Raw genomic sequence first — 24,540 nt, forward strand, 5'->3', positions numbered from 1 at the left:
TCTGTCCGCCCCGAACCGTTGGTCGCGGGCTTTAACGGTACGGCGCATCGGCGGCAAGGTTCGCCGCGATCGCGCTTTCCCAGCGGTCACCGTTATCGAGCAACTTCGACTTGTCGTAGATCAGCTCTTCGCGGGTCTCGGTCGAAAATTCGAAGTTCGGACCCTCGACGATGGCATCCACGGGGCAGGCCTCCTGGCACAGCCCGCAATAGATGCACTTGGTCATGTCGATGTCGTAGCGCGTCGTGCGGCGGCTGCCGTCGTCGCGGGGCTCCGCCTCGATCGTGATCGCCTGGGCGGGGCAGATCGCCTCGCACAGCTTGCACGCGATGCACCGCTCCTCACCATTGGGATAGCGACGCAGTGCGTGCTCGCCCCGGAAACGCGGAGAAATGGGGTTCTTCTCGAACGGATAGTTGATCGTCGCCTTCGGCTTGAAGAAGTAGCGAAGGGTCAGCGCGTGCCCCTTCACGAACTCCCACAGCGTAAAAGCCTTGACGTACTGAGCGACGCTCATGCCGGAACTCCCACGCGCGCATACATCAGCACGCCAGACACCAAGAATACCCAGAACAGCGACACCGGCAGGAACACCTTCCAGCCCAGCCGCATGAGCTGGTCGTAGCGGTAGCGCGGCACGGTCGCCTTCACCCAGGAAAAGACGAAGAAGAAGAAGCACATCTTCAACAGCAGCCAGACGATGCCCGGCACGACGTACAGCGGCGCCCAGTTGATCGGAGGCAGATAGCCGCCCCAGAACAGGATCGCGTTCAGCGCGCACATCAGGATGACGTTGGCATACTCGCCCAGCCAGAACAGCGCGAACGACATCGAGCTGTATTCGGTCTGGTAGCCCGCGACGAGCTCCGATTCCGCCTCGGTCAGGTCGAACGGCGCGCGCTGCGTCTCGGCCAGTGCCGAGATGAAGAACATGATCGCCATCGGGAACAGCAGCGGATTCAGGAAGAAGCCGTTCACGCCCGTGTTCAGCACGCTCTTCTGCGCCTCGACGATGTTCGTCAGGTTGAAGCTGCCCGACCACATCACGACCGAGATCAGGATGAAACCGATCGCGACTTCATAGGACACCATCTGCGCGGCGGCACGAAGCGCCGAGTAGAAGGGGTATTTCGAGTTCGACGCCCAGCCCGACAGGATCACGCCGTAGACGCCCAGCGACGATGCCGCGAGGACATAGAGCAGGCCGACATTGATATCCGCGACGACCACGCCCGACTGGAACGGCACCACCGCCCAGACGATCAGCGCGACCGTGAAGGTGATGATCGGCGCCAGCAGGAACAGCCCGCGATTGGCGGCGGCCGGAACGATGGTTTCCTGAAGAAAGACCTTCAGACCGTCGGCGAAGGACTGGAGCAAACCGAAGGGACCGACCACGTTCGGGCCACGGCGCAGCGCCATCGCCGCCCAGATCTTGCGGTCGACATAGATGACCATCGCGACCGCCAGCATCAGCGGCAGCGCGATCGCCAGGATCCCGACCAGCGTCGCGATCGTCCAGGCCCAGCCATAAGGAAGGCCGAGCGTCGTGTTGAAAAACGCGGTCACTCCGCTGCCTCCGCATAGCTCTCACCATGGACCAGTTCGGCCGAGCAGCGCTGCATCGTCGGGCTGGCGCGGCAGATCGCGTTGGTGAGGTAGAAGTCCTTGATCGGATACCCTTCCATCGTGCCCGACGCGGTCGCGTTCAGCGACGGCGCGGCCCAGTCGAAGGTCACCAGGCCGACCTGGCCCAGCGCAGGGACCTCGGCCGCCATCGCGGCGCGCAGGTCTTCCAGCGTATCGAACGGCAGCGTCTGGCCCAACACCTCGGACAAGGCGCGGAAGATCGTCCAGTCGTCGCGCGCGTCGCCCGGTGCGAACACCGCACGGTCGCCGCGCTGCACCCGGCCTTCGAGGTTGACCCAGGTGCCCGACTTCTCGGCATAGGTCGCGCCCGGCAGGATGACATCGGCGTGATGCGCACCCTTGTCGCCATGATGGCCGACGAACACCTTGAAGCTGCTACCGAACTTGGCGAAGTCCACCTCGTCGGCGCCCAGGAAGAAGGCCAGCTTCGGCGCGGTCGCAACCACGTCCGCGATGCCGCCCCTCTGCGCATAACCGAGCATCAGGCCGCCCATGCGCGACGCCGCCATGTGCACGACGTTATAGCCGTTCCAGGCCGAGCCGTCTTCGAGCGTCCGCACCAGATTGAACTGGTCGACCAGCTTGAGGCTCGCGCCGTGTGCACCCTTCAACGCACCGCCACCGACGATCACCATCGGACGCGCGGCCTTGCCGAACAGCTCGGTCACCGCCTCGGGCAGGCTGCCCAGCACCGACAGGTCGGCGCCCAGCCACTCGACCTTGTAGGTCAGGTCGGTTTCGGGGCCGATCGCGAAGACCTTGGCGCCCTTCTTGATCGCCTTGCGGATACGGGTGTTCACCAGCGGCGCTTCCCAGCGCAGGTTGGTGCCGATCAGCAGGATCGCATCGGCCTTCTCCACGCCCGCGATGGTCGTATTGAAGTTGACCGCCGCCAGGCTCGACGTGTCGTAATCCATGCCGGTCTGACGACCTTCGAGCAGGGTCGAGCCCATCCTGGCGAGCAGCGCCTTGGCGGCGAACATGGTCTCGCAATCGACCAGGTCGCCTGCGATCGCGGCGACGCTCGAACCGGCGTTCACGTCACGGATCGCGGCGAACGCCTCGTCCCAGGTGGCGGGCACCAGCTTGCCGTCGCGGCGGATGAACGGACGGTCGAGACGACGACGGACCAGGCCGTCGATCGCATGACGCGTCTTGTCGCTCGCCCACTCCTCGTTCACCTCGTCGTTGATGCGCGGCACGCAGCGCAGCACCTGACGACCACGGCTGTCGAGGCGGATATTGGTGCCGACCGCGTCCATCACGTCGATGGCGAGCGTCTTCTTCAGCTCCCAGGGACGCGCCTCGAACGCATAGGGCTTGGACGTCAGCGCGCCCACCGGGCACAGGTCGACGACATTGCCCGACAGCTCGCTCGACACGGCCTGTTCGAGGTAGGACGTGATCTGCATGTTCTCGCCGCGATAGATCGCGCCGATCTCCTCCACGCCCGCGACCTCTTCGGCGAAGCGGACGCAGCGGGTGCACTGGATGCAGCGGGTCATGACCGTCTTGACGATCGGACCCATATATTTCTCGGTGACGGCCCGCTTGTTCTCGTCATAGCGGCTATGGCCCTTGCCATAGGCCATGGACTGGTCCTGCAAGTCGCACTCGCCGCCCTGATCGCAGATCGGGCAGTCCAGCGGGTGGTTGATGAGCAGGAATTCCATCACGCCTTCGCGCGCGGCCTTCACCATCGGGGTGGTGGTGAAGATTTCCTGATTGTCCGCCGCCGGAAGCGCGCAGGACGCCTGCGGCTTGGGGGGCCCAGGCTTCACCTCGACCAGGCACATGCGGCAATTGCCCGCGATGGACAGCCGCTCATGATAGCAGAAGCGCGGGATTTCCTTGCCCGCCAGCTCACAGGCCTGGAGCACGGTGGCGCCCTGCGGCACCTCGATCTCGACGCCGTCGACTTTGACCTTAGGCATTATTCGGCAGCTTCCATCATCGGGGCGTTGCCGCCCGTCTCGCCTTTGCGTTCGCGGATCCGGCGTTCCATCTCCGGGCGGAAGTGGCGGATCAGGCCCTGGATCGGCCAGGCCGCCGCGTCGCCGAGCGCGCAGATGGTGTGGCCTTCGACCTGCTTCGTCACCTGGAACAGCGTGTCGATCTCGGACACGTCGGCATCGCCGGTGCGCATCCGCTCCATGACGCGCCACATCCAGCCGGTGCCCTCACGGCACGGCGTGCACTGGCCGCAGCTCTCATGCTTGTAGAAGTACGACAGGCGGCTGATCGCGCGGACGATGTCGGTCGACTTGTCCATGACGATCACGGCCGCCGTGCCGAGGCCCGATCCGACCGCCTTCAAGCCGTCGAAGTCCATCGGCGCGTCCATGATCTCGGCGGCGGGCACCAGCGGCACCGACGACCCGCCCGGGATCACCGCGAGCAGATTGTCCCAGCCGCCACGGATACCGCCGCAATGCTTCTCGATCAGCTCGCGGAAGCTGATCGACATGCTTTCCTCGACCACGCAGGGGCGATCGACATGGCCGGAAATCTGGAAGAGCTTGGTGCCCTTGTTGTTCTCACGCCCGAAGGAGGAGAACCACTCGGCCCCGCGACGCAGGATCGTCGGCGCGACCGCGATCGACTCGACATTGTTGACCGTGGTCGGGCAGCCATAAAGGCCCGCACCCGCCGGGAAAGGCGGCTTGAGGCGCGGCTGGCCCTTCTTGCCCTCCAGGCTTTCGATCATCGCGGTTTCTTCGCCGCAGATATAGGCGCCGGCACCGCGATGGACGAACACGTCGAAATCGTAACCCGAGCCGCAGGCATTCTTGCCCAGGAAGCCCCGGTCATAGGCCTCGGCGACCGCCGCGAACAGCGTCTCGGCCTCGCGGATATATTCGCCGCGAATATAGATGTACGCCGCGCGCGCGCGCATCGCGAAGCCCGCGACCAGCGCGCCCTCGATCAGCTTGTGCGGATCGTGGCGGATGATCTCGCGGTCCTTGCAACTGCCCGGCTCGGACTCGTCGGCGTTGATGACCAGGAAGCTCGGCCGGTCGGGGCGCGGTTCCTTGGGCATGAAGCTCCACTTCATGCCGGTCGGGAAGCCAGCCCCGCCGCGCCCGCGCAGACCCGACGCCTTGATGACGTCGATGATCTTGTCCTGGCCCAGCTCCAGCAGCGCCTTGGTATTGTCCCAATCGCCGCGCTTCATCGCCGCGTCGACGTTCCACGGCTGATAGCCGTAGAGATTGGTGAAAATGCGGTCCTTGTCAGCGAGCATTATGCGCCCCACTCCCCGCGATAGTCGTGATTATCGCCGACCATGGCGGTCAGCGTGGTCGGACCGCCGATCGGCTCGACCGTGTGGCGACCCGGCTCCTGCGTGCCGGTCTTGGGATGCTCGCCCTTGGCAAGCGCCTCCAGGATGACGACCGTGCGGTCGTAGTCCAGATCCTCGTAATTGTCGTCGTTGATCTGGACCATCGGTGCCGAGGCGCAATTGCCCATGCACTCGACCTCGGTCAGCGTGAACATGCCGTCGGGCGTCGTCTTGCCCTTGATCAGGCCCTTGTTCTTGCACGCCGCCAGCACGTCGTCCGACCCGCGCAACATGCACGGCGTCGTGCCGCACACCTGCACATGATAGCGGCCGACCGGCGCCAGGTTGAACATCGTGTAGAAGGTCGCGACCTCGTAGATGCGCATATACGCCACGCCGAGCTGGCGCGCGACGAACTCGATCACCGGGACCGGCAGCCAGCCTTGCGTCTGCGTCTCAGCACCGACCTGACGCTGGGCCAGGTCGAGGAACGGGATCGAGCAGGACTGTTCGCGCCCCTTGGGATAGCGCGCGAGGATCTCGTTCGCCTTCTTCTGGTTCTCGTCGGTCCAGGAAAAATTGCCCCAGCGGGCGCGGACTTCGGCCTCGTCGGGGATGTTGGGTGCGTCAGCCATTAGCGGTCACATTCACCAAAAACGATATCCATCGCGCCCAGGATCGCGGTCGTGTCGGCCAGCATATGCCCCTTGGACATGAATTCCATGGCCTGGAGATGGCTGAACGCGGTCGGGCGGATCTTGCAGCGATAGGGTTTGTTCGATCCGTCGGAGACGAGGAACACGCCGAACTCGCCCTTGGGGCTTTCGGTCGCGACATACACCTCACCGGCGGGGACGTGATACCCTTCGGTATAGAGCTTGAAGTGGTGGATCAGCGCTTCCATCGAGCGCTTCATCTCGGCGCGCTTGGGCGGCGTGACCTTGCGGTCGGTGGCCATCACCGGACCTTCGGGCATCTGCGCCAGGCACTGCTTCATGATCCGGGCCGACTGGCGCACTTCCTCGACGCGCACCATGAACCGGTCATAGCAGTCGCCGCTGGTGCCCACCGGCACGTCGAAGTCCACCTTGTCATAGGCGTCATAGGGCTGCGACTTGCGCAGATCCCATGGAATGCCCGAGCCGCGGATCATCGGGCCGGAGAAGCCCCACTTGATCGCGTCCTCGCGGTTCACCACCGCGATATCGACATTGCGCTGCTTGAAGATGCGGTTGTTGGCCACCAGGCCGATCGCATCCTCGAACAGCTGCGGCAGACGCGTATCGAGCCAGTCGGCGATATCGGTCAGCAGCTTGAGCGGCACGTCCTGATGGACGCCGCCGACGCGGAAATAATTCGCGTGCATGCGCGCGCCCGAGGCCCGCTCATAGAAGTTCATGCAGTCTTCGCGGATCTCGAACATCCACAGGTTCGGCGTCATCGCGCCGACGTCCATGACGTGGCTGCCCAGATTGAGCATGTGGTTCGAGATGCGCGTCAGCTCGGCGAAGAACATCCGCAGATATTGCGCGCGAAGCGGCACTTCGAGGTCGAGCAACTTCTCGACCGCCAGCACATAGCTATGCTCCATGCACATCGGCGAGCAGTAATCGAGGCGATCGAAATACGGCAGCGCCTGCGAATAGGTCTTGTACTCGATCAGCTTCTCGGTGCCGCGATGGAGCAGGCCGACATGCGGATCGACCCGCTCGACGATCTCGCCGTCCAGCTCCATGACGAGGCGAAGCACCCCGTGCGCCGCCGGATGCTGCGGGCCGAAGTTGATCGTATAGTTCTGGATCGACACGTCGCCCGTGGTCGGGTCGGCCGCGTCCGTCTTGTGGAGCAGTTCGTCGACATAGTCGCTCACTGGTTCTGTCCTCCGCCCTTGCCCGGCACGACGTCCGGATTCTTGGGCTTGTCCTCGGCCTTGTTGCCCGGATGCGGCTCGCCCGCGCCCGTCTGCTTGGGGCTCTCGGTGGTCTTGCTCTCGGGCGCGTCGGCGGCGACGGTCTTGTCGGGGGCAGCGCCCGCCTTCTTCACCGCATCCGCGCTGGCCGGGCTCTGCGCGCCCTTGCCTTCGCCCTGCGTGCCCTTCTCGTCGCCCGGAAGCACATACTCGGCGCCTTCCCACGGGCTCTGGAAGTCGAAATTGCGGAAGTCCTGCGCCAGCTTCACCGGCTCATAGACGACGCGCTTCTCTTCTTCCGAATAGCGCAGCTCGGTATAGCCGGTCAGCGGGAAGTCCTTGCGCAGCGGATGCCCACGGAAACCGTAATCGGTCAGGATGCGACGCAGGTCGCTATTGCCCGAGAACAGCACGCCGTACAGGTCATAGACCTCACGCTCGAGCCAGCCGGCGACCGGCCACAGCCCGGTCACCGACGGCACCGGCTTGTCCTCATCGGTGCAGACATGGACATGCAGGCGGTGATTGCGGGTCAGCGAGAGGAGGCAATAGACCACCTCGAAACGCTCGTCGCGCTCGGGATAGTCGACGCCCGCAATCTCCATGAGCTGCTGATATTCCAGCCCCTTGGTATCGCGCAGCGCGATCATCGCGGGCACGAGGTTCGCGCGATCGACGATCAGCGCGATCTCACCCACATGCTCGCGCGCATCGACCAGCCAGGGGCCGAGCGCGGCGCGGGCCGCATCGATCACGCCATCGTTGGCGGCGAAACGGGGAGCAGGCGCCCTCACCGTTCGATGCTCCCGGCGCGGCGGATCTTCCGCTGCAACTGCATCACGCCGTACAGCAGCGCCTCGGCGGTCGGAGGACAGCCGGGGACATAGATGTCCACGGGCACGATCCGGTCACAGCCGCGCACCACCGAATAGCTGTAATGATAATAGCCGCCGCCATTGGCGCAGCTACCCATCGAAATGACGTATTTCGGGTTCGACATCTGGTCGTATACACGACGCAGCGCCGGGGCCATCTTGTTGCACAGCGTGCCCGCGACGATCATCACGTCCGACTGGCGCGGCGACGCGCGCGGCGCGGCGCCGAAGCGTTCCATGTCGTAACGCGGCATGTTGACGTGGATCATCTCCACCGCACAGCACGCCAGACCGAAGGTCATCCACCAGAGCGAGCCGGTGCGCGCCCACTGGAACAGCTCCTCGGTCGAGGTGACGAGGAAGCCCTTGTCGGTCAGTTCGCCATTGAGGCCGTCGAAAAAGCCCTGATCGGGCTGGACGAGGGCCTGGCCGTCATGGACGGGTCCGCCATGCGCCTGCGGCTTGAACTCGACCGGACCGGAGTGAAGATTTACTCCCAATCCAATGCTCCCTTCTTCCACGCATAGACGAGCCCGAGCGCGAGCTCGCCGATGAAGATCATCATCGAAAACCAGGCGGTCCAGCCGAGGCTGAAGACACTGACCGCCCAGGGGTACAGAAACGCCGCTTCCAGATCGAAGATGATGAACAGGATCGCGACGAGGTAGAAACGCACGTCGAACTGGCTGCGCGGGTCTTCGAACGCGGGGAAGCCGCATTCATATTCGGACAGCTTCTGCTCGTTGGGCTGATGCGCACCGGTGAGGCGCGCGACGAGCATCGGCAGAAACACAAAGGCCGTCGACAGTGCCAGGGCAACGCCCAGGAACAGGAGGATCGGCAGATATTGCGACAGATCGACCAAGTTTTTCTCTCGCAGCTGCGGGACTGGATGCGGATGGCTTTAGGCCGATGGGTCGGCCGGAGCAAGCCAGCGGAGGCATGAGAATGAATCGCAACTTAACGGTGTCATTCGCACCGGTCCGCACAAAATTATATGGGAATTCCATGGGTTGCGCGCAAGGAGCGAGGCTCCCTGCGCGGAAATTCCCGAAATTGCCCTATCGCAGGGCGTTCGCCAGCAGCTTGTGAAGCTTGGAATGGAGCCCCTCGTTGGCGGCGAGATATTCGCCGCGTTCGAGCGACTTGTCCGAGCCCCGGAAATCGCTCACGAAACCGCCCGCTTCTCGCACCAGCAGCATACCCGCCGCGGCGTCCCAGGGCTTGAGCCCCGACTCCCAGAAACCGTCGTAGCGACCGGCGGCGACCCAGGCGAGGTCGAGCGCGGCGGAGCCGAAGCGCCGGATACCGGCGACCTGCGGCGCGATCGCACCAAAAATACGGCTCCACTGAACGAAATCGCCATGCCCCAGGAACGGGATGCCGGTCGAGATCAACGCTTCGGACAGATCGCGGCGCGACGAGACGCGCAGGCGACCGTCCTGCAACCATGCGCCACGGCCCTTCTCGGCCCAGAAGCTCTCATCGGTCAGCGGCTGGTAGATCAGGCCGGTGGTCACCTCGCGCTTGCCGCTGGGCAATTGCTCCTCGACCGCGATCGAGATGGCGAAGTGCGGGATGCCATGCAGGAAGTTCGAGGTGCCGTCGAGCGGATCGATGATGAAGCGCGGCTTGGACGGATCGCCTTTGACCTCCCCGCCCTCCTCCATCAGGAAGTTCCAGTCGGGGCGGGCCTTCTTCAATTCCTCGAAGACGGTCTCCTCGGCCCGCTTGTCCGCCATCGACACGAAGTCGGCGGGGCCCTTGCGGCTGACCTGGAGGTGCTGAACCTCGTTGAAGTCGCGGCGGAGACGCGGGGCGGCCTTGCGCGCGGCGCGTTCCATGATGGTGAGAAGCCCGGAGTGCGAGGCCATGATCGTCCTTTCGATCGCGCCGCTGCCATTCCAGGGCGCTGTAATTGAAAAGGCCCGCCGCGAACGACGGGCCGGAACGGCGGATGACGATGTCGCGCTGGTCCGCGCCGGTCATCCGCCGATACCGATTAGTCCGCGCGGCGGACGTAGGTCTGTTCGTACACGTCGACGACGATGCGCACGCCGCTTGCGATGTGCGGCGGCACCATCACGCGGACGCCATTGTCGAGGATCGCGGGCTTGTACGAGGACGAGGCGGTCTGCCCCTTCACCACGGCGTCGGCCTCGACGATGGTGGCCTCGATCGTGTCGGGAAGCTGGACCGAGATCGGACGCTCCTCGTGCAGTTCCATCACCACGTCCATGCCGTCCTGCAGGAAGGCCGCGGCATCGCCGAGCAGGTCGCGCGGCAGCGTGATCTGCTCATAGGTTTCCTTGTCCATGAAGGTCAGGTCGTCACCCTCGGCGAACAGGAACTGGAAGTCCTTGGTATCCAGGCGGACGCGCTCGACCGTCTCGGCGGAGCGGAAGCGGACGTTGGTCTTGCGGCCGTCGATGAGGTTCTTCATCTCGACCTGCATGTACGCACCGCCCTTGCCGGGCTGGGTGTGCTGAATCTTCACGGCGCGCCAGATGCCGCCTTCATACTCGATGATGTTGCCGGGACGAATGTCCACGCCGCTGATCTTCATGGGTCTTCAACCTGCTGGAAAGAGCGAAGGATGCCGGGGCGTAGACGCGGCCCGACGGTCCGTGGCGCACGCTTTAGCTCGAAGCGGTCTTTCCGGCAAGCAGCGGATAGGGATCGACCGGCTCACCCTGCCACCAGCCGTCCCCGGCGCGCATCCAGCTGACCGCGAAGTGGAGATGGGTGTTCCCCGCGCCCGCATTGCCGGTATCGCCGACATAGCCGACGACCTGCCCCTGCGCGACGCGCTGCCCCTCGGTCAGGCCAGGCGCATAGCCCTTGAGATGCGCATAATAGAGACTCCAGCGACGATCGAGCGAGCGGATATAGAGGGTGTGACCGCCGCGCGCGCTTTCGAACAGCTTCTCGACGGTGCCGGGCAGCGCGGCGACGACGGGCGTGCCACCGGCCGCCATCAGGTCGATTCCCTGATGCGTGCGCTGGCCGCCGTCACGCGGATCGCCCCAGTCGCGGTGGAGCGACGACGCCGGATAGCCCGCGATCGGCAGGACCAGCGCGGTCGCGCCGCCCGTCACCTTGCGCGTTGCCGGCGCCGATGTTTCGGGCACCACGACCTCGCCACCGCCGAACGACAACATCGACAGGAAACCACCGACCCCGATCACGATCAGCGCCAGCATCACCCAGCCGAAACGCGACAACGGCCCCCTGCCCCCGCCTCGACTCATTCGGGTGAGACTTTACGATCGGACGGATGCGCGGCCGTCACCGCCCGCGGGTCGTGGGCGATGGTTCCGGATTCCGGCTCCTGCGCCGGGGCTGGCGACGGGTGGGTCGTCACCGCCACCAAAGCCATGGCCACCCCCGTTCCCAGGGCGATCGCCAATCTCTTCACGCGTCGCTCCCTCGATGCCCTTCTCAATCTGGTTGATTAACGCGGGCAGGCGCGCTTGTTTCCGGAGCGGAACGGATTGGCGTTCGTGGGTGCCATCGTCTTCCCCCTCTCCGGGACACGCGAGCGGGGGCAACAACCTTACTTCAACACCTCGGCAAAGGCCTTGATCGCGGCGGCTTCGTCGCCGTTCCACACCGTACCCGACACCGCCAGGAAGTCCGCCCCAGCCTTGACCAGCGGCGTGGCGTTCGCCGGCGTGATCCCCCCGATCGCGACGCACGGCAGCTCGAACAGCGTCGACCACCAGGACAGGATCACCGGTTCGGGGCGATGCTCGGTGACCTTGGTCGTCGTCGGATAGAATGCGCCGAACGCGACATAATCGGCACCGGCCTCACCCGCTTCCATCGCCAGATGGCGGCTGTCGTGACAGCTCACGCCGATCTGCACCGTCGGGCCGAGCGCATCGCGCGCCTCTCGCGCATCGCCATCGTCCTGGCCCAGATGCACGCCGTCGGCGCCCAGTCGCTTGGCCAGACTGATGCTGTCGTTGACGATGAACGCCACCTCGCGGTCGGCACAGATGCGCTGGAGCGGCTCGGCCAGCCTGGCGGCCGAATGCTGGTCGATGTCCTTGACGCGAAACTGAAAGGCCGCGACCGGCCCTGCGTCGAGCGCGCGTGCCAGGCGATCGGCGAAGCCGCCGGTCACGTCGAGCGGCGAGATCAGATAGAGCTGGCAGGGCGGGCGCCGCATGTCGCGGACAAAGGCCCGCGCGAAATCGGGATCGAGGGGGCCCAGGGGATCGTCATCAAGCGTCATTCGCCTTCCCTAGCGCCTGACGCGCGCGCCGTCACCTGTGGCGGCGGCGGAGAAAATGGGCGCCCCGGTTCCCCAACCGGAACGCCCATACCCACAAGAACTTATTCCTCGTTCTTGTAGATCGCGATCAGCTTGTCGAGCATCGCCAGCGCCTCATCGCGCGGGCGCTGGAAGGTGTTGCGGCCGATGATCGAACCATTGCCGCCACCGTCACGGATATCGCGTGCGTCCTGATAGACGGCATCGGCACCCTTGGCCGCGCCACCCGAGAAGACGACGATGCGGCGGCCCGCGAAGCTCGACTGGACGACGTGGCGAACGCGGTCCGACTGCTTCGACCAGTCCTTGCCCTCATAGGCCGACTTGGCTTCCGCCTGTTCGATATGGGCGGTCGGCAGCTTCACCTTGATGATGTGCGCGCCGAGCAGCGCCGCCATGTGCGCGGCATAGGCACCGACGTCGAGCGCCAGTTCGCCGTCCTTGGTCAGCTTGCCGCCGCGCGGATAGCTCCAGATGACGGTGGCGAGGCCCGCCTCGCGCGCTTCGGCCGACAGGATCGCGATCTGGTCCATGGCGTCGAAGATGCCGTCCGAGCCGGGATAGATGGTAAAGCCGATCGCCGCGCAACCCAGCCGAACCGCGTCCTGCACGCTGCCGGTCACCGCCTGGTTGATCGACGTGCCCCAGCTGTTCGAGCTGTTGATCTTCAGGATCGTCGGGATCTGCCCCGCGAAGGTGTCGGCCCCCGCCTCCAGCATTCCCAGCGGCGCGGCATAGGCCGACAGTCCCGCATCGATCGCGAGCTGGAAATGATAATGGGGGTCATAGGCGGGCGGGTTGATCGCGAAGCTGCGCGCCGGGCCATGCTCGAAACCCTGGTCGACCGGCAGGATGATGACCTTGCCGGTGCCACCCAGCCTGCCCTGCATCAGGATGCGGGCGAGGTTCGCCTTCACCGCCGCCGGTGTGGCTTCATATTTGTCGAGAATGGCTTTTACGGTCGGGGTCATCGGGTCTCTCCAATCGGGTATGGGGCAAAAGGGGTTCAGAGCATCAGCCAGCGGCGCATGGCCTGGTCGACCTGCTCCATCCGGGTGGGCGAGGCATGGCCCAGCACCTTGACGATATGATTGCGCGGGATGGACAAAATCTTGTCCACCTGCACCTCGCACTCGACCGTCAGGCCGGTATGCTCGCGCGGCGAGAAGGCGACGCGGAACAGCGCCTCGCCGCCGACGACACTGGTCATCGGGCAGACGGTGATGGTATTGTGAGTCTCGTTGTAAAGGTCGGACTGGACGACGAGGAACGGACGATGATCGCCCCCCTCGCCATTGGTCGCGAGGACGATGGCGGCGTGCGAAATGATCACGCGGCATCGTCCTTCGCCAGCGCGTTCCAGAAGGCGAAATCCTCCGCCGTGTCGCGCTTGGACGCACGGGTCGACTGGCGGCGCGCCTCGCGACGATAGGCCTCGTCGTGCAGGTCGACATAGCGACGCACGGCCTCGCGCGCGATATCGCTCTTGCTGCGCCCCTGGGTGCGCGCGACGGCGGCGAGCCGTTCCTCCAATTCGGTGTCGAGACGGACGCCGAGCATCATCACTCCTTCGTTTAACGCGTTAAACCTAGCAAGTCCGACAAGTTGATACAAGCGTCCTTGACGGTCGCCCCGGCAATCCCGCATCCTCATTTGGGGCAAATGGGGGAACGTTCCGATGAGATGGATGCCATGGCTGCTGGCGGCGATCCTGGCGGCGATGCCCGTCGACGCGTCGATGGCGGCGAGGCCCGTGCCGACGGTCGGCGAGCTGGCGCCGGACTTCGAGTTGACGCTGATCGACGGGTCGCGCGTCCGGCTGGCCGATCTGCGGGGACAGGTCGTGGTGTTGAATTTCTGGGCGACGTGGTGCGGACCCTGCCGCGCGGAGCTGCCGCTGCTCGACCAATATTACCGCGTTCAGCAGCGACATGGCCTGAAGGTCTTCGCGGTGGCGACCGAGGATTCGCTGCCGCTCTATCGCCTGAAGCCGTTGTTCGCGGCGCTGGCGATCCCTTCGGCGCGGCGGATCAAGGGGCCCTATGACGTGCTGGGCGCAGTGCCCACCAACTATATCATCGATCGCGCCGGGCGGGTGCGTTACGCGCAGGCGGCGGCGTTCGAACTGGCGGACCTCAACCGGTTGCTGGTGCCGCTGCTAAAGGAAACCCCGCCGCCAGGGGCGACGGGGTCGTAACTCTTTCCGTCAGCCCATCAGCGCGGCGACGCCGGGAAGGTCCTGGCCTTCCATCCATTCCAGGAACGCACCGCCCGCCGTCGAGACGAAGCTGAACTGCGTCCCCACGCCCGCCTGGTTGAGCGCCGCGACGGTATCGCCGCCACCCGCGACCGAGACGAGGCTGCCGTCCTGGGTCAGCGCCGCCGCCGTCTTGGCGAGTGCGACGGTCGCCATGTCGAAGGGCGGCGTCTCGAACGCCCCGAGCGGGCCGTTCCACACCAGGGTGCGGCAATTCTTGAGCACGTCGCCCAGCGCCTCGACCGCATTGGGGCCGAGGTCGAGGATCATCTCGTCGGCGGCGACTTCGTGGACGTTGACGGTACGGGTCGCGGGGTTCGGCTTGAACTCCCGGGCGACGACCACGTCATAAGGCAGGTGCACGGTGCAGCCCGCCTTGTCGGCGGCATCCATGATCTCCTCGGCAGTGCCGGTCAGGTCGTGCTCGCACAGCGACTTGCCCACATCGACGCCGCGCGCCGCGAGGAAGGTGTTGGCCATGCCGCCGCCGATGATGAGGTGATCGACCTTGCCGACCAGATGCTTGAGCACGGCGAGCTTGGTCGAGACCTTGGCACCGCCGACGACCGCCGCGACCGGATGCTCGGGATTGCCGAGCGCCTTTTCCAGCGCGTCGAGTTCGGCCTCCATCGCCCGGCCCGCGAACGCCGGAAGCTGGCGCGCCAGCCCCTCGGTCGAGACATGCGCGCGATGCGCGGCCGAGAAGGCGTCGTTGACGTAGAAATCGCCCAGCCGGGCGATCTGCGCCGCCAGTTCGGGATCATTCTTTTCCTCACCGGCATGGAAGCGGGTGTTTTCGAGGATCGCGATATCGCCGGGATTCAGCGTCGCGACCGCCGCTTCCGCCGCCTCGCCAGCGACATCGTCAATGAAGCGGACCGGCCGACCCAGCACGTCGCCATAAGGCTGGGTCAGCATCGCCAGCGAGAATTCGGGGTTCCGCTGCCCCTTGGGGCGGCCGAAATGGGCGAGGATCAGGACCATCGCGCCCCTGTCGGCAAGTTCGGTCACCGTCGCGATCGTCGCGCGCAGGCGGGTGTCGTCGGTGACGCGGCCGTCGGCCATCGGCACGTTCAGATCCTCGCGGACCAGTACGCGCTTACCGGACACGTCACCCATATCGTCGAGCGTCTTGAAGGGCTTGGTCATGATTCTTCGATCCTGATGATATCGCCGATGCGGATCGTGCCGCCCTCGACGACGCGAGTGCACACGCCGCCGCGCCAGTCGGGCTTGAGAGCCGCCTGCAACCCGTCGGCGATCGCGTCCATGCGGTGGCACGGATCGCATTCAATGGTGATTTCCAGAAGGACGGGACCGATCCGCAATCGGCTGCCCGGAATTCGGGGAAGGTCGAGATCCTCGACCAGCAGGTTCGCCCGGCGCTCCTGCCAGGGGATGTCGCGATCGATCTCGGCCAGCGCCGCGTCCCAGTCGGCGCGCGCGATCAGCGTCACCTGTCGACGCCCACGCCCGCCGGGCTTGACCCGCCCGCGATGGTCGCCCTCCACCCCGCCGTCCAGGGTGACCGAGGCGGTGTCGATCACCTCCATCGGCCCCTTGGGTACGGCATGGCGGGCGATGCCGGCCAGACGCCCGGTCATCCCCCGCCCCTCGCGCATCAGAGGAACTTCGCCATCGCGGTCGCGGTGTCGACCATGCGGTTCGAGAAGCCCCATTCATTGTCGTACCACGACACGACGCGCACCAGCTTGCCGTCGATCACCGCCGTCTCCAGGCTGTCGACGGTCGAGGACTGCGGCGAGTGCATCAGATCGATCGAGACCAAAGGCTCGTCCGAGAAGACCAGCACGCCCTTGAGCGGGCCGCTCTCGGCCGCCGCCTTCAGGATCGCGTTGACCTCGTCCTTCGTGGTGTCGCGCTTCGGCGTGAAGGTCAGGTCGACCAGGCTGACGTCGGGCACCGGCACGCGGATCGCCGAACCGTCCAGCTTGCCCTTCAGCTCGGGCAGCACCTCGCCCACCGCGCGGGCAGCGCCGGTGGTGGTCGGGATCATCGACATGGCGGCGGCGCGGGCGCGACGCAGGTCGGGGTGGATCTGGTCGAGGATCTTCTGGTCGTTGGTATAGGCGTGGACCGTGGTCATCAGGCCGCGCTCGATCCCGATCGCGTCGTTCAGCACCTTGGCGACCGGCGCCAGGCAGTTGGTGGTGCACGAGGCGTTGGAGACGATCGTGTGCTCGGCGCTCAGCTTGTCATGGTTGACGCCGTAGACGACGGTCAGGTCGACATTCTTGCCCGGCGCCGAGATCAGCACCTTCTTGGCGCCCGCCGCGATATGCTTCTCGCACGATGCCTTGTCGGTGAAGAAGCCGGTGCACTCCAGGACCAGGTCGACGCCCAGTTCCTTGTGCGGCAGGTTGGCCGGATCGCGCTCCGCGGTGACGCGGATGTGCTTGCCGTCGATCACCATGTCGTTGCCTTCGGCCGACACTTCGCCCGGATAGCGGCCATGCACGCTGTCGCGGCTGAACAGCCAGGCATTGGACTTGGCGTCGGCGAGATCGTTGATCGCGACCAGCTCCAGGGCGTCGCCGCCACGCTCCAGGATGGCACGCGCGACCAGTCGACCGATGCGGCCGAAACCATTGATTGCAACCTTGACCGTCATGCCAGCAAGCTCCTGTCTCATACGGGCGTGGCCTGGACGGCACCGCCCCTGGTGGGATGGCCGACGCGCCGGCGCGGTGTCCGGCGCGATTCCATCGTTCGCCCGACGCCTTTCGGAGCCGACGGGTTCGCTGTCAACCGCCCCTGGAGCCCCGTCCGTCCAATTGCGGGTTGCTGCGTCAAGCCATCCTGCTAAGCCGATCCACATGCCCGAACCCATTGCCGACGATGTCCTCTCCTCCGTCGAGCGGATCGACCGCGCGATCGCCCGCATCGAACAGGCGATCCGTGCCCGCGCGGCCAAGGAAGATGCGCTCGCGCGCCGTCACGCCGCGCTCAAGGCCCGCATGGCCGACGCCGTGTCGGCGCTCGACGAGGTGATCAGCCGGGGGAGCGCCGCCTGATGGCCGAAGTCACGATCACGATCGGCGATCGCCCCCATACCGTCTATTGCCAGGAGGGCGGCGAAGCGCGCGTCCGCCTGCTCGGCCAGATGCTCGACCAGCGCTGGCCCGCCGCGATGCGTGCGTCGGGCGGCCACAATGGCGAGCGCGCCTTGCTGTTCGTCGCGCTGATGCTGGCCGATGCGCTGGAAGAGGCGGAGCGTCGCCCGCCCGCCGGTGCCGCGGTCAGCGAAGCCGCGCTCGCCCGCATCGCCGAGCGGCTGGAGGGGCTGGCCGATGCGCTCAATGAAGGACCTGCGGCCGAAGGAACCGGGGATGCCCTTGAGTAACGGCTCGTCCTCACCTACATGGGTTGGCGGCGGGCTCTGCCCGGTACGAGCCACGATAATCCCTGAGGCTATTCTTCATCCAAGGGGGCTGTCCCTGCCCGGACCCTGGTCCGACGTACATGGTCCCCACCTGACGTATTGGGCGTCGGTGGATATTACGGCAAACGGCCATGGCGGTCCCGCCACCCGCCCCCTTCCCGCATGATCGACAAGCGCGCCCTGCGGGCCCGGATGCGGGCCATACGCGACGCGCACGGCCCCGGCCTGATCCCGGTGGCGCGCCCCTTTCTCGACCGCCTGCTGCCCGGCCAGATCGTCGCCGCCTATCGCCCGATCGGGGCGGAGGCGGATCCCGCCTTGTGGGTCGAGGCGGCACTGCACGCGGGCGCCACGATCGCGCTGCCCCATGTCGTCGACCGGGCGAGCCCGATCCGCTTCCTGACATGGGCTAGGGGGCAGGATCTGCACGTCGGGGCGTTCGGACTGCACCAGCCCGACCCCGAGGGCCCCGAATGCACGCCCGACATCATCCTGACGCCGCTGGTCGGCTTCGACCGGCGCGGCAATCGCCTTGGCCAGGGTGCGGGCCATTATGACCGCGCCTTCGCCGCCAATCCCGACGCATGGCGCGTCGGCATCGCCTGGGCCATACAGGAGGTCGAGGCGATGAGCCCCGATGCGTGGGACATACCGCTCCACGCCATCGCCACCGAAGCGGAATGGATCGTCGCATGACCCCCAGTTGGCGCAAACCCGCCGGAATGCTGCTGATCGTCGCGATCATCACCATCTGGGCGATGCTGGTCGCCAGCCTGTCTGGCGTGGTCGGGCAGTGGCATTGGGTGTTGCAACTGGCATTCTACGTCATCGCGGGGATCGTGTGGATCACGCCGATGAAGCCGTTGCTGCGCTGGATGGAGGGGGGACGGGGTTAGCGACGTCCCGTGGCCTTCGACTTGGCTCAGGCGGAACGGAGGCGGGAGAATGCGGGTATGCGAGACAGGCGTTCGCGCCGAGCGCGGTCGAGGCGCATGTCCTACCGCTGGTCAAACATGTCGGGATACGAAAACGCCATCCCGAAGGATGGCGCGAGTGACGGGGCTCGAACCCGCGACCTCCGGCGTGACAGGCCGGCGCTCTAACCAACTGAGCTACACCCGCTTGAAAGCCATGTGACACCGCATATATCCGGCATCGGCCCCTTTGGGGATTTCGATATTTTCACCATTTCCCAAGCGGAAATGGCGCGAGTGACGGGGCTCGAACCCGCGACCTCCGGCGTGACAGGCCGGCGCTCTAACCAACTGAGCTACACCCGCTGAAAGCGTCGAGGCGCGCCAACTAGGCGAGGCTCCCGACACTGTCAACGCTTCATTTCGAACTTTCTTCGGGAACGTCGACCGGGTCGCTGTCGCGGTCGAGATAGGTCAGCGTGCCATGCTCGAACAGGAAGCCCGCAATGTCGGGTTTGCCCGCCGCCTTGAGGACGGTCTGGAGGATGATCAGCAGCGGCACCGCAAGCAGCGCGCCCACCGTTCCCCACACCCATCCCCAAAAGCTGAGCGAGACGAGGATCAGCACCGGGCTGATGGTCAGGCGGTGCCCGACGATAAGCGGGGTGATCAGATTCGCCTCCACCAGATGCATGCCGTACATGATCGCGGGCGGTGCCAGCGCGATCCAGATATCGCTGAACGTCATCAGCCCGCCGATCGCCAGCAGCAGCGCGCCGATCACCGGCCCGAAATAGGGAATATAGTTGAGCAGCGCGACGATACCGCCCCACATCAGCGGATAGGGCATGCCGAACAACGACAGCGCGCCCGCCACCGCACCGCCGAGCGCGAGGTTGATGATGGTGATGGTGCCCAGATAGGCCGAGACGTCGTCCACGACCTCCTGGATCACCCGCGCGGTCGCCATCGCGCCGTCGAAGCTGGTGCGCCCCCGGATCGTCTCGCGCCGCATCCGCGTCCAGCCCGACAGGACGAAGAAGACGACGAGGACGCCGAACAGGAACTGGACGATCAGCGTCGGCGCGGAGGTCGCCGCGAGTTCGAGGATGGAGCTGGGCGGCGAGACGGCGGCCGTCTGCGGCTGGCGGATCGGGGTCGAGGCGACCTGACGCAGCGCCTTGTTCACATAGCGTTCGAGGTTCGAATAGAGATCGAGCAGCGGCGCCAGATTGTCCTGGATGCGCCCGATCCGGCTGGGCAGCAGGCGGAAGAAGTCGGTCGCGGGCACGATGATCGCCGCCAGCGCGATATTGGCGACGATCAGGAACAGCAGCACGCACATCAGCGCGGCAAGCGGCGACGGCACCCGGCGCCGTTCCAGCCATTCGAGGATCGGCACCAGCGCGATCGCGATGACCAGCGCGGTGGTGAGCGGCAGAAAGAATTCCGCCCCCTCCTTGAGCGCGAAGGGCAGCGCGAGCGTGAACCCGGCCCCCGCCGTCAGCGTCAGCCCCGCGAGCAAGCGGTCGCGGCGCATCGCGATCCGCATCGCCTCCCGCGAGCCCATGCCCGCCGGCGTTCCCAGGATCGAATCGCCGGCCATCGGGCCTCTGGCGGTCGCGTCGTCGTGCACGTCACTCATGCGGTCACGTTAGCGGCTTTCCCCGGTCAGGAAAGCCGCTAACGTCTCACGCCGATGACGTTTATGTCATGAAACGCGCCAACCACGGCGCGGGGCGCCTCACCAGGCGCGCGGGATGCCGCCGGTCCGCTCGGCGACCGCATTCTCGATGGCCTGTAGCTGCTGGCGGGACAGGACGCCCGCGTCCATCAGGTGACGCATCAATTCCTCGGTCAGCGCCGCCAGAAAGTGCAGTTCCGCACGTTCCGACGCGCCGTCTTCGCTCACCGCGTCCATCGCCATCTCCCGGTTCCGATCGTCGCCGCTGGTGTAGCGGGGCGCACCTGTCGGCGAAAGTATCTTTTCTGCACAAGACTCTCGGCAGTTGACGTTTACGTCAATGGCAATCATCACCGTCCGATGGACGACCGAACGCCCCCCTCCCCCGAAAGGCTGACCCAGGGCCTCGTCGCGCTGCTCGACATCGAGGAGATCGACACCAACCTCTATCGCGGCGCCCGTCGTCCGGGCGGCGAGGGACGCGTCTTCGGCGGCCAGGTCATCGCACAGGCGCTTCAGGCGGCGCAGCGCTCGACCGAGGCGCCGCGCATCGCCCATTCGCTCCACGCCTATTTCATGCGTCCCGGCGACGAACGCTATCCGATCGTCTACCGCGTCGAACGCGATTTCGAGGGGCGCAGCTTCGCCACGCGACGCGTGATCGCGATGCAGAAGGGCAAGCCGATCCTCAACCTCGCCTGCTCGTTCCAGACGCCCGAGGACGGGCTGCACCATCAGGACGCGATGCCCGACGTCCCCGCGCCGGAGATGCTGCCGCCCGAGCGCGAATTGCTGGCGCGCCTGGGCGACGGCATTCCCGCCCCCGTCCGTGCCTTTCTGTCGCGCCCGCGTCCCATCGAACTCCGCCCCGTCGATCCGCGCCAACTGCTCAAGCCCGAGCCGCGTGCCCCGACCCAGTCGATCTGGTTCCGCCTCGTCGCCCCGATCGGCGACGATGCCGCGTTGCACCGTGCGGTACTGGCCTATGCCAGCGACTTCGCGCTGCTCGGCACCTCGACCATGCCGCATGCCGTCCATTGGCTGATCGACGACATGCAGACGGCCAGTCTCGACCATGCGCTGTGGCTGCACGAGCCGTTTCGCGCCGACGAATGGTTGCTCTACACGACCGACAGCCCATGGGCGGGGCATGCGCGTGGGTTCAATCGCGGGCGGATCTTCGCGGCCGATGGACGGCTGGTCGCCAGCGTCGCGCAGGAAGGGCTGATCCGCCTGCGCTCGCCCCGACCCGCCTAGGGCCGATCGACATTCAGCTTATTCACCCCTCTCCCCTCTACGAGGGGCGAGGGAAGGACAGGCATGGTTGAATGTCGATCGGCCCTAGCGTCGCAGCATCTCGCGAACCGACTGGGTGGCGCTGCGGGTATCCTCGGCCAGCTTCTTGACCTCGGCGGCGACGATGCCGAAGCCACGACCCGCCGCCCCCGCGCGCGCCGCCTCTATGCTCGCGTTGAGCGCGAGCATGTTGGTCTGCCCCGCGATCCCGGCGATGCTGTCGACGATGCCCTCCATGTCGCGCAGCATCGTTTCCAGCGCGGTCTTGCGATCCTCCGCCATCAGGCGGAAGCGTTCGGCCTGGGCCAGCCGCTCGTTCGCCTGCGCCTCCAGCCGGACCTGATCGGTCATGTCGGTGGCGAATTTCACGACCTTGTAGGGCACGCCCTCGGCATCGAGGATCGGGGTATAGGTCGCCTGGAGCCAGATCGGCGTGCCGTCGGCGCGACGCCGGTCGAAGCGCCCCGAAATGAACTGGCCCGCGGCCAGATCGGACCAGAAGCGGACATAGGCCAGCGACCGGACATGGTCGGGCGCGCAGAAGTTGCGATGGTGCGCCCCGATCGCCGCCTCTCGCTTCCATCCGACGAGCGACAGGAATATGTCGTTCACCGCCAACACATGCCCCTTCAGATCGAATTGCACCACGGCCTGCGAGCGATCGATCGCGGCCAGCTTGCTGTGCGCTTCGCCATCGGTGATGCAGCGGGCGGTGATGTCGGTCGCGATCGTCAGGATATGGGCGATGTCGCCCGCCGCGTCGCGGATCGGCAGATAACGGGCCTCCAGCCAGATCGATCGTCCATGGCGGTCCGCCCGGCGATAAATGCCGCTTTGCGCCTCCCCGTTGCGCAGGCCGGACCAGAATTGCCGATAGGCCTCGGAATTCTCGACCCCGGCGGGACATAACAGGGCATGGTGCTTGCCGATCAGGTCGGCCCGTTCGTAATCGAAAGCCTGACGAAATCCGTCATTGCTCCATAGTATCCGTCCTTCGATGTCGAAGGCCGCCAGGAGATGCGTCTGCTCGATCGACCGGAAAAGGGGATCATCGCGGTGCCAAAACTGGTCGACGCCTGGCAGGATTGGTGCGCAACTCATGATGTTATACTGCCCAAAATGGACTAAACCTTCGTTAATCGATCGTTTCGGCCATGGCACCCATGGATCAACGGGCCACACCGCTTCGGCCATACCGTGATTTGGAATGGTCAGGTGATCATGTCCGGATTCAGGCTCGAATTTGCGATGACCGGCGGGTGTTTTCCGATTATGGCGGATGCCCCGGAGCCACCGATGCAGGGCGACGGATGGGTATCGAGAGGGTGACGAAAATGGCGGCGATGTCCGTCGATGAGGGACACAATACCGAGCGCTATCGCCAGAAGCGGGATGCCATCCTGGCGGCGGCCGCGCAGGCGATCAACGAACAGTCGGCGAAGGGCATGACGTTCGCCGACGTGGCCCAGCGCGTCGGGCTGAACACGACCAGCGTCACCTATTACTTCCGCCGGAAGGACGAGCTGGCGGCGGCGGCGTTCGAACATACGCTCGCCCGGCTGCTCGAGATGCTGGCGGAGGCCGCCGAGGCTCCGACACCGCAGGCACGGGTCGCGCGCTATCTGTCGATCAACATGGCGCGGCTCGCCCGGATCGAGCGGGGCGAGGAGGCTCCCTTCGCGGTGCTGTCCGACCTTCGCGCGATGGAGGAGCCGATCCGGGGCCGCCTGATGGCGGGTTGGCAGAAGGTCTTCCGCGCGACGCGCAGCCTTTGGGGCCCGGCGCCCAGCCGCGCGCATACCGACCTGTATGGCGCGCGCGCGCATGTCCTGCTGGAAAACACCTTCTGGCTGCCGATCTGGCTGGTCCGCTACGAACTCGACCAGTTTCCCCGCGTCGAGGAGCGGCTGCTCGACGTGCTGACCCATGGCATCGCCACCAACGGGGCGGGCTGGTCCCCCGCGATGCTCGATCTCCACGAGCAGATGGCGCAGCGGACCGAGCCGGGGCGCGAGGCGTTCCTGCTGGCCGCCACCCGGCTGATCAACCAGCTCGGCTATCGCGGCGCCAGCGTACAGCGGATCGCGAGCGAGCTGAACGTCACCAAGGGCAGTTTCTACCATCATCTCGACGCCAAGGACGATCTGGTCGCGGCCTGTTACCGGCGCAGCTTCGACACGATCACCGCCGCGCAACAGCTCGCCGACGCCGCCGGCGGGAGCCATTGGCACCGCTTGTCCAGCGCGATCGCCACGCTGCTCGACGTGCAGTTCGCCGAACGCGGGCCGCTGCTCCGCACCACCGCGCTCGCCAGCCTGCCGGGCGATGTGCGCGCGCAGATGGTCGAGCGCTCCAACCGGATCGCACGCCGTTACGCGGGCACGATCATGGACGGCGTGGCGGAGGGATCGATGCGCGCGGTCGATGCGCTGATCGCGGCGCAGGCGCTGATGGCGATCCAGAATGCCGCCTTCGACATGCGCAAATGGGCGGGTACGATGGAGCGTCCACATGCCATCGCGCTCTATGCCTCGACCATCCTCTACGGCATGTTCGACGACCGGTTCCTGCGCTGACAGGGGGGTGGCGCCGCTCGCACAATTTGCGACAATTCGCCGCCCCGTCCGACATGATCGGGCGACAGCCGGACGGCAAAAGGGGCGTCGACCGGAGGGGTTGGTCCCCTCCCCCGCAAAGGACCAGACACCCATGCGAAAGACCCTGATCGGCCTTTCCCTCGCCACGATGCTGACCGCCACGGCGGCCCCGGCGCAGACGGCACCGACGGCCCCGCCACCCCCGCCGCCCGGCCGCATGGGCGGTGGCATGATGGGGTTGCAGCCCGACGCCTCTGGCAACATCACCCGCGCCGCCGCGATCGCCGCCGCCGACCAGCGCTTCGCGGCGATGGACGCCAACCACGACGGCACCGTGACCCCGGACGAGATGCGCGCCTATCGCGAGCAGCGTCGCGCCGCCTGGCCGCAGCG

General features: G+C 66.0%; 29 protein-coding genes, 2 tRNA genes and 1 pseudogene. 8 read left to right on the forward strand and 24 right to left on the reverse strand.

Annotated elements, in window-relative coordinates:
• Positions 1-31: 31 nt before the first annotated feature.
• The 16 genes from nuoI to relB all read right to left on the reverse strand — a co-directional run bounded on the left by nuoI (position 32) and on the right by relB (position 13,556).
• Positions 32-517, reverse strand: coding sequence for an NADH-quinone oxidoreductase subunit NuoI (gene nuoI / locus LRP66_RS07165; protein ID WP_042483186.1), 486 nt, complete (start codon positions 515-517; stop codon positions 32-34).
• Positions 514-1,569: an NADH-quinone oxidoreductase subunit NuoH gene (gene nuoH, locus LRP66_RS07170; protein ID WP_230481815.1), complete on the reverse strand. Its 1,056-nt coding sequence runs from the start codon at positions 1,567-1,569 to the stop codon at positions 514-516. Before nuoH ends, nuoI begins: the two co-directional genes overlap by 4 nt.
• Complete coding sequence (gene nuoG / locus LRP66_RS07175) at positions 1,566-3,584, reverse strand: NADH-quinone oxidoreductase subunit NuoG (RefSeq protein WP_230481816.1); 2,019 nt, start codon at positions 3,582-3,584, stop codon at positions 1,566-1,568. Before nuoG ends, nuoH begins: the two co-directional genes overlap by 4 nt.
• Positions 3,584-4,894, reverse strand: coding sequence for an NADH-quinone oxidoreductase subunit NuoF (gene nuoF, locus LRP66_RS07180; RefSeq protein ID WP_042483195.1), 1,311 nt, complete (start codon positions 4,892-4,894; stop codon positions 3,584-3,586). The genes nuoG and nuoF overlap by 1 nt, the downstream gene beginning before the upstream one ends.
• A complete protein-coding gene (locus LRP66_RS07185; protein ID WP_230481817.1) occupies positions 4,894-5,568 on the reverse strand; it encodes a complex I 24 kDa subunit family protein in 675 nt (224 codons plus the stop codon). Before LRP66_RS07185 ends, nuoF begins: the two co-directional genes overlap by 1 nt.
• On the reverse strand, positions 5,568-6,803 hold the full coding sequence (locus LRP66_RS07190) for an NADH-quinone oxidoreductase subunit D (protein WP_230481818.1): 1,236 nt from the start codon (positions 6,801-6,803) through the stop codon (positions 5,568-5,570). The genes LRP66_RS07185 and LRP66_RS07190 overlap by 1 nt, the downstream gene beginning before the upstream one ends.
• Positions 6,800-7,636, reverse strand: a complete 837-nt coding sequence (locus LRP66_RS07195; RefSeq protein ID WP_230481819.1) for an NADH-quinone oxidoreductase subunit C — start codon at positions 7,634-7,636, stop codon at positions 6,800-6,802. Before LRP66_RS07195 ends, LRP66_RS07190 begins: the two co-directional genes overlap by 4 nt.
• Positions 7,633-8,217, reverse strand: coding sequence for a NuoB/complex I 20 kDa subunit family protein (locus LRP66_RS07200; protein ID WP_329959245.1), 585 nt, complete (start codon positions 8,215-8,217; stop codon positions 7,633-7,635). Before LRP66_RS07200 ends, LRP66_RS07195 begins: the two co-directional genes overlap by 4 nt.
• Complete coding sequence (gene ndhC, locus LRP66_RS07205) at positions 8,208-8,582, reverse strand: NADH-quinone oxidoreductase subunit A (protein ID WP_230481820.1); 375 nt, start codon at positions 8,580-8,582, stop codon at positions 8,208-8,210. Before ndhC ends, LRP66_RS07200 begins: the two co-directional genes overlap by 10 nt.
• 196 nt (positions 8,583-8,778) lie before the next feature.
• Positions 8,779-9,591, reverse strand: a complete 813-nt coding sequence (locus LRP66_RS07210) for an inositol monophosphatase family protein (protein WP_230481821.1) — start codon at positions 9,589-9,591, stop codon at positions 8,779-8,781.
• Positions 9,592-9,719: 128 nt separating this feature from the next.
• Positions 9,720-10,283, reverse strand: a complete 564-nt coding sequence (gene efp / locus LRP66_RS07215) for an elongation factor P (protein WP_042483212.1) — start codon at positions 10,281-10,283, stop codon at positions 9,720-9,722.
• 73 nt (positions 10,284-10,356) lie between these two features.
• Complete coding sequence (locus tag LRP66_RS07220) at positions 10,357-10,941, reverse strand: M23 family metallopeptidase (protein WP_230481822.1); 585 nt, start codon at positions 10,939-10,941, stop codon at positions 10,357-10,359.
• Between the two features lie 332 nt (positions 10,942-11,273).
• Positions 11,274-11,957, reverse strand: coding sequence for a thiamine phosphate synthase (gene thiE, locus LRP66_RS07225; RefSeq protein WP_230481823.1), 684 nt, complete (start codon positions 11,955-11,957; stop codon positions 11,274-11,276).
• A gap of 101 nt (positions 11,958-12,058) precedes the next feature.
• Positions 12,059-12,967 carry a class I fructose-bisphosphate aldolase gene (locus LRP66_RS07230; RefSeq protein ID WP_230481824.1) on the reverse strand — a complete coding sequence of 303 codons (909 nt, stop codon included), beginning with the start codon at positions 12,965-12,967 and terminating at the stop codon, positions 12,059-12,061.
• A 35-nt stretch (positions 12,968-13,002) separates the two neighbouring features.
• On the reverse strand, positions 13,003-13,329 hold the full coding sequence (locus LRP66_RS07235; RefSeq protein ID WP_230481825.1) for a type II toxin-antitoxin system PemK/MazF family toxin: 327 nt from the start codon (positions 13,327-13,329) through the stop codon (positions 13,003-13,005).
• Positions 13,326-13,556, reverse strand: a complete 231-nt coding sequence (gene relB / locus LRP66_RS07240) for a type II toxin-antitoxin system RelB family antitoxin (RefSeq protein ID WP_230481826.1) — start codon at positions 13,554-13,556, stop codon at positions 13,326-13,328. Before relB ends, LRP66_RS07235 begins: the two co-directional genes overlap by 4 nt.
• Positions 13,557-13,674: 118 nt before the next feature.
• On the opposite strand from relB, the gene LRP66_RS07245 reads away from it, so the two are divergent.
• Positions 13,675-14,193, forward strand: coding sequence for a TlpA family protein disulfide reductase (locus LRP66_RS07245; RefSeq protein ID WP_230481827.1), 519 nt, complete (start codon positions 13,675-13,677; stop codon positions 14,191-14,193).
• A gap of 9 nt (positions 14,194-14,202) precedes the next feature.
• Here the strand turns inward: LRP66_RS07245 and LRP66_RS07250 are convergent, their stop codons facing one another.
• From LRP66_RS07250 to gap, 3 genes are read right to left on the reverse strand one after another with little or no spacing between them, the layout of a single operon-like run.
• Positions 14,203-15,402, reverse strand: coding sequence for a phosphoglycerate kinase (locus LRP66_RS07250; RefSeq protein ID WP_230481828.1), 1,200 nt, complete (start codon positions 15,400-15,402; stop codon positions 14,203-14,205).
• On the reverse strand, positions 15,399-15,857 hold the full coding sequence (locus tag LRP66_RS07255) for an MOSC domain-containing protein (protein ID WP_230481829.1): 459 nt from the start codon (positions 15,855-15,857) through the stop codon (positions 15,399-15,401). Before LRP66_RS07255 ends, LRP66_RS07250 begins: the two co-directional genes overlap by 4 nt.
• Before the next feature lie 17 nt (positions 15,858-15,874).
• The gene (gap, locus tag LRP66_RS07260; RefSeq protein WP_230481830.1) at positions 15,875-16,885 is read right to left on the reverse strand and encodes a type I glyceraldehyde-3-phosphate dehydrogenase; all 1,011 of its coding nucleotides are present in this window, start codon (positions 16,883-16,885) and stop codon (positions 15,875-15,877) included.
• Between the two features lie 205 nt (positions 16,886-17,090).
• On the opposite strand from gap, the gene LRP66_RS07265 reads away from it, so the two are divergent.
• The 4 genes from LRP66_RS07265 (at position 17,091) to LRP66_RS07280 (ending at position 18,552) form a co-directional block, all read left to right on the forward strand.
• The gene (locus LRP66_RS07265; RefSeq protein WP_230481831.1) at positions 17,091-17,288 is read left to right on the forward strand and encodes an Atg14 domain-containing protein; all 198 of its coding nucleotides are present in this window, start codon (positions 17,091-17,093) and stop codon (positions 17,286-17,288) included.
• Entirely contained in the window at positions 17,288-17,617 is a 330-nt protein-coding gene (locus LRP66_RS07270; protein ID WP_230481832.1) for a cell division protein ZapA, read from the forward strand. The genes LRP66_RS07265 and LRP66_RS07270 overlap by 1 nt, the downstream gene beginning before the upstream one ends.
• A gap of 201 nt (positions 17,618-17,818) precedes the next feature.
• The gene (locus LRP66_RS07275) at positions 17,819-18,352 is read left to right on the forward strand and encodes a 5-formyltetrahydrofolate cyclo-ligase (protein WP_230481833.1); all 534 of its coding nucleotides are present in this window, start codon (positions 17,819-17,821) and stop codon (positions 18,350-18,352) included.
• Positions 18,349-18,552, forward strand: coding sequence for a DUF2842 domain-containing protein (locus LRP66_RS07280; RefSeq protein WP_230481834.1), 204 nt, complete (start codon positions 18,349-18,351; stop codon positions 18,550-18,552). The genes LRP66_RS07275 and LRP66_RS07280 overlap by 4 nt, the downstream gene beginning before the upstream one ends.
• Before the next feature lie 149 nt (positions 18,553-18,701).
• On the opposite strand, the gene LRP66_RS07285 is transcribed toward LRP66_RS07280, so the two are convergent.
• From LRP66_RS07285 to LRP66_RS07300, 4 genes are all read right to left on the reverse strand, one after another.
• A tRNA-Asp gene (locus LRP66_RS07285) sits at positions 18,702-18,778 on the reverse strand.
• A gap of 81 nt (positions 18,779-18,859) precedes the next feature.
• Positions 18,860-18,936 (reverse strand) — tRNA-Asp (locus LRP66_RS07290).
• A gap of 52 nt (positions 18,937-18,988) precedes the next feature.
• Positions 18,989-20,176, reverse strand: coding sequence for an AI-2E family transporter (locus LRP66_RS07295; protein ID WP_443026668.1), 1,188 nt, complete (start codon positions 20,174-20,176; stop codon positions 18,989-18,991).
• A gap of 138 nt (positions 20,177-20,314) precedes the next feature.
• Positions 20,315-20,491 (reverse strand): hypothetical protein, encoded by a 177-nt coding sequence (locus LRP66_RS07300; protein ID WP_230481835.1) that lies wholly within the window; start codon positions 20,489-20,491, stop codon positions 20,315-20,317.
• A 123-nt stretch (positions 20,492-20,614) separates the two neighbouring features.
• On the opposite strand from LRP66_RS07300, the gene LRP66_RS07305 reads away from it, so the two are divergent.
• Complete coding sequence (locus LRP66_RS07305) at positions 20,615-21,511, forward strand: acyl-CoA thioesterase (RefSeq protein ID WP_230481836.1); 897 nt, start codon at positions 20,615-20,617, stop codon at positions 21,509-21,511.
• Positions 21,512-21,595: 84 nt separating this feature from the next.
• Here LRP66_RS07305 and LRP66_RS07315 read toward each other — a convergent pair whose 3' ends face one another.
• The gene (locus tag LRP66_RS07315) at positions 21,596-22,651 is read right to left on the reverse strand and encodes a methyl-accepting chemotaxis protein (RefSeq protein WP_329959246.1); all 1,056 of its coding nucleotides are present in this window, start codon (positions 22,649-22,651) and stop codon (positions 21,596-21,598) included.
• 233 nt (positions 22,652-22,884) lie between these two features.
• On the opposite strand from LRP66_RS07315, the gene LRP66_RS07320 reads away from it, so the two are divergent.
• Both LRP66_RS07320 and LRP66_RS07325 read left to right on the forward strand, forming a co-directional pair.
• Positions 22,885-24,126: a TetR/AcrR family transcriptional regulator gene (locus tag LRP66_RS07320; RefSeq protein ID WP_230481837.1), complete on the forward strand. Its 1,242-nt coding sequence runs from the start codon at positions 22,885-22,887 to the stop codon at positions 24,124-24,126.
• Positions 24,127-24,259: 133 nt separating this feature from the next.
• A pseudogene (locus tag LRP66_RS07325) lies at positions 24,260-24,540 on the forward strand (hypothetical protein); the annotation flags it as partial.

The sequence above is a fragment of the Sphingomonas sp. Leaf21 genome (genome assembly GCF_916858675.1).
Taxonomy (GTDB): Bacteria; Pseudomonadota; Alphaproteobacteria; order Sphingomonadales; family Sphingomonadaceae; genus Sphingomonas.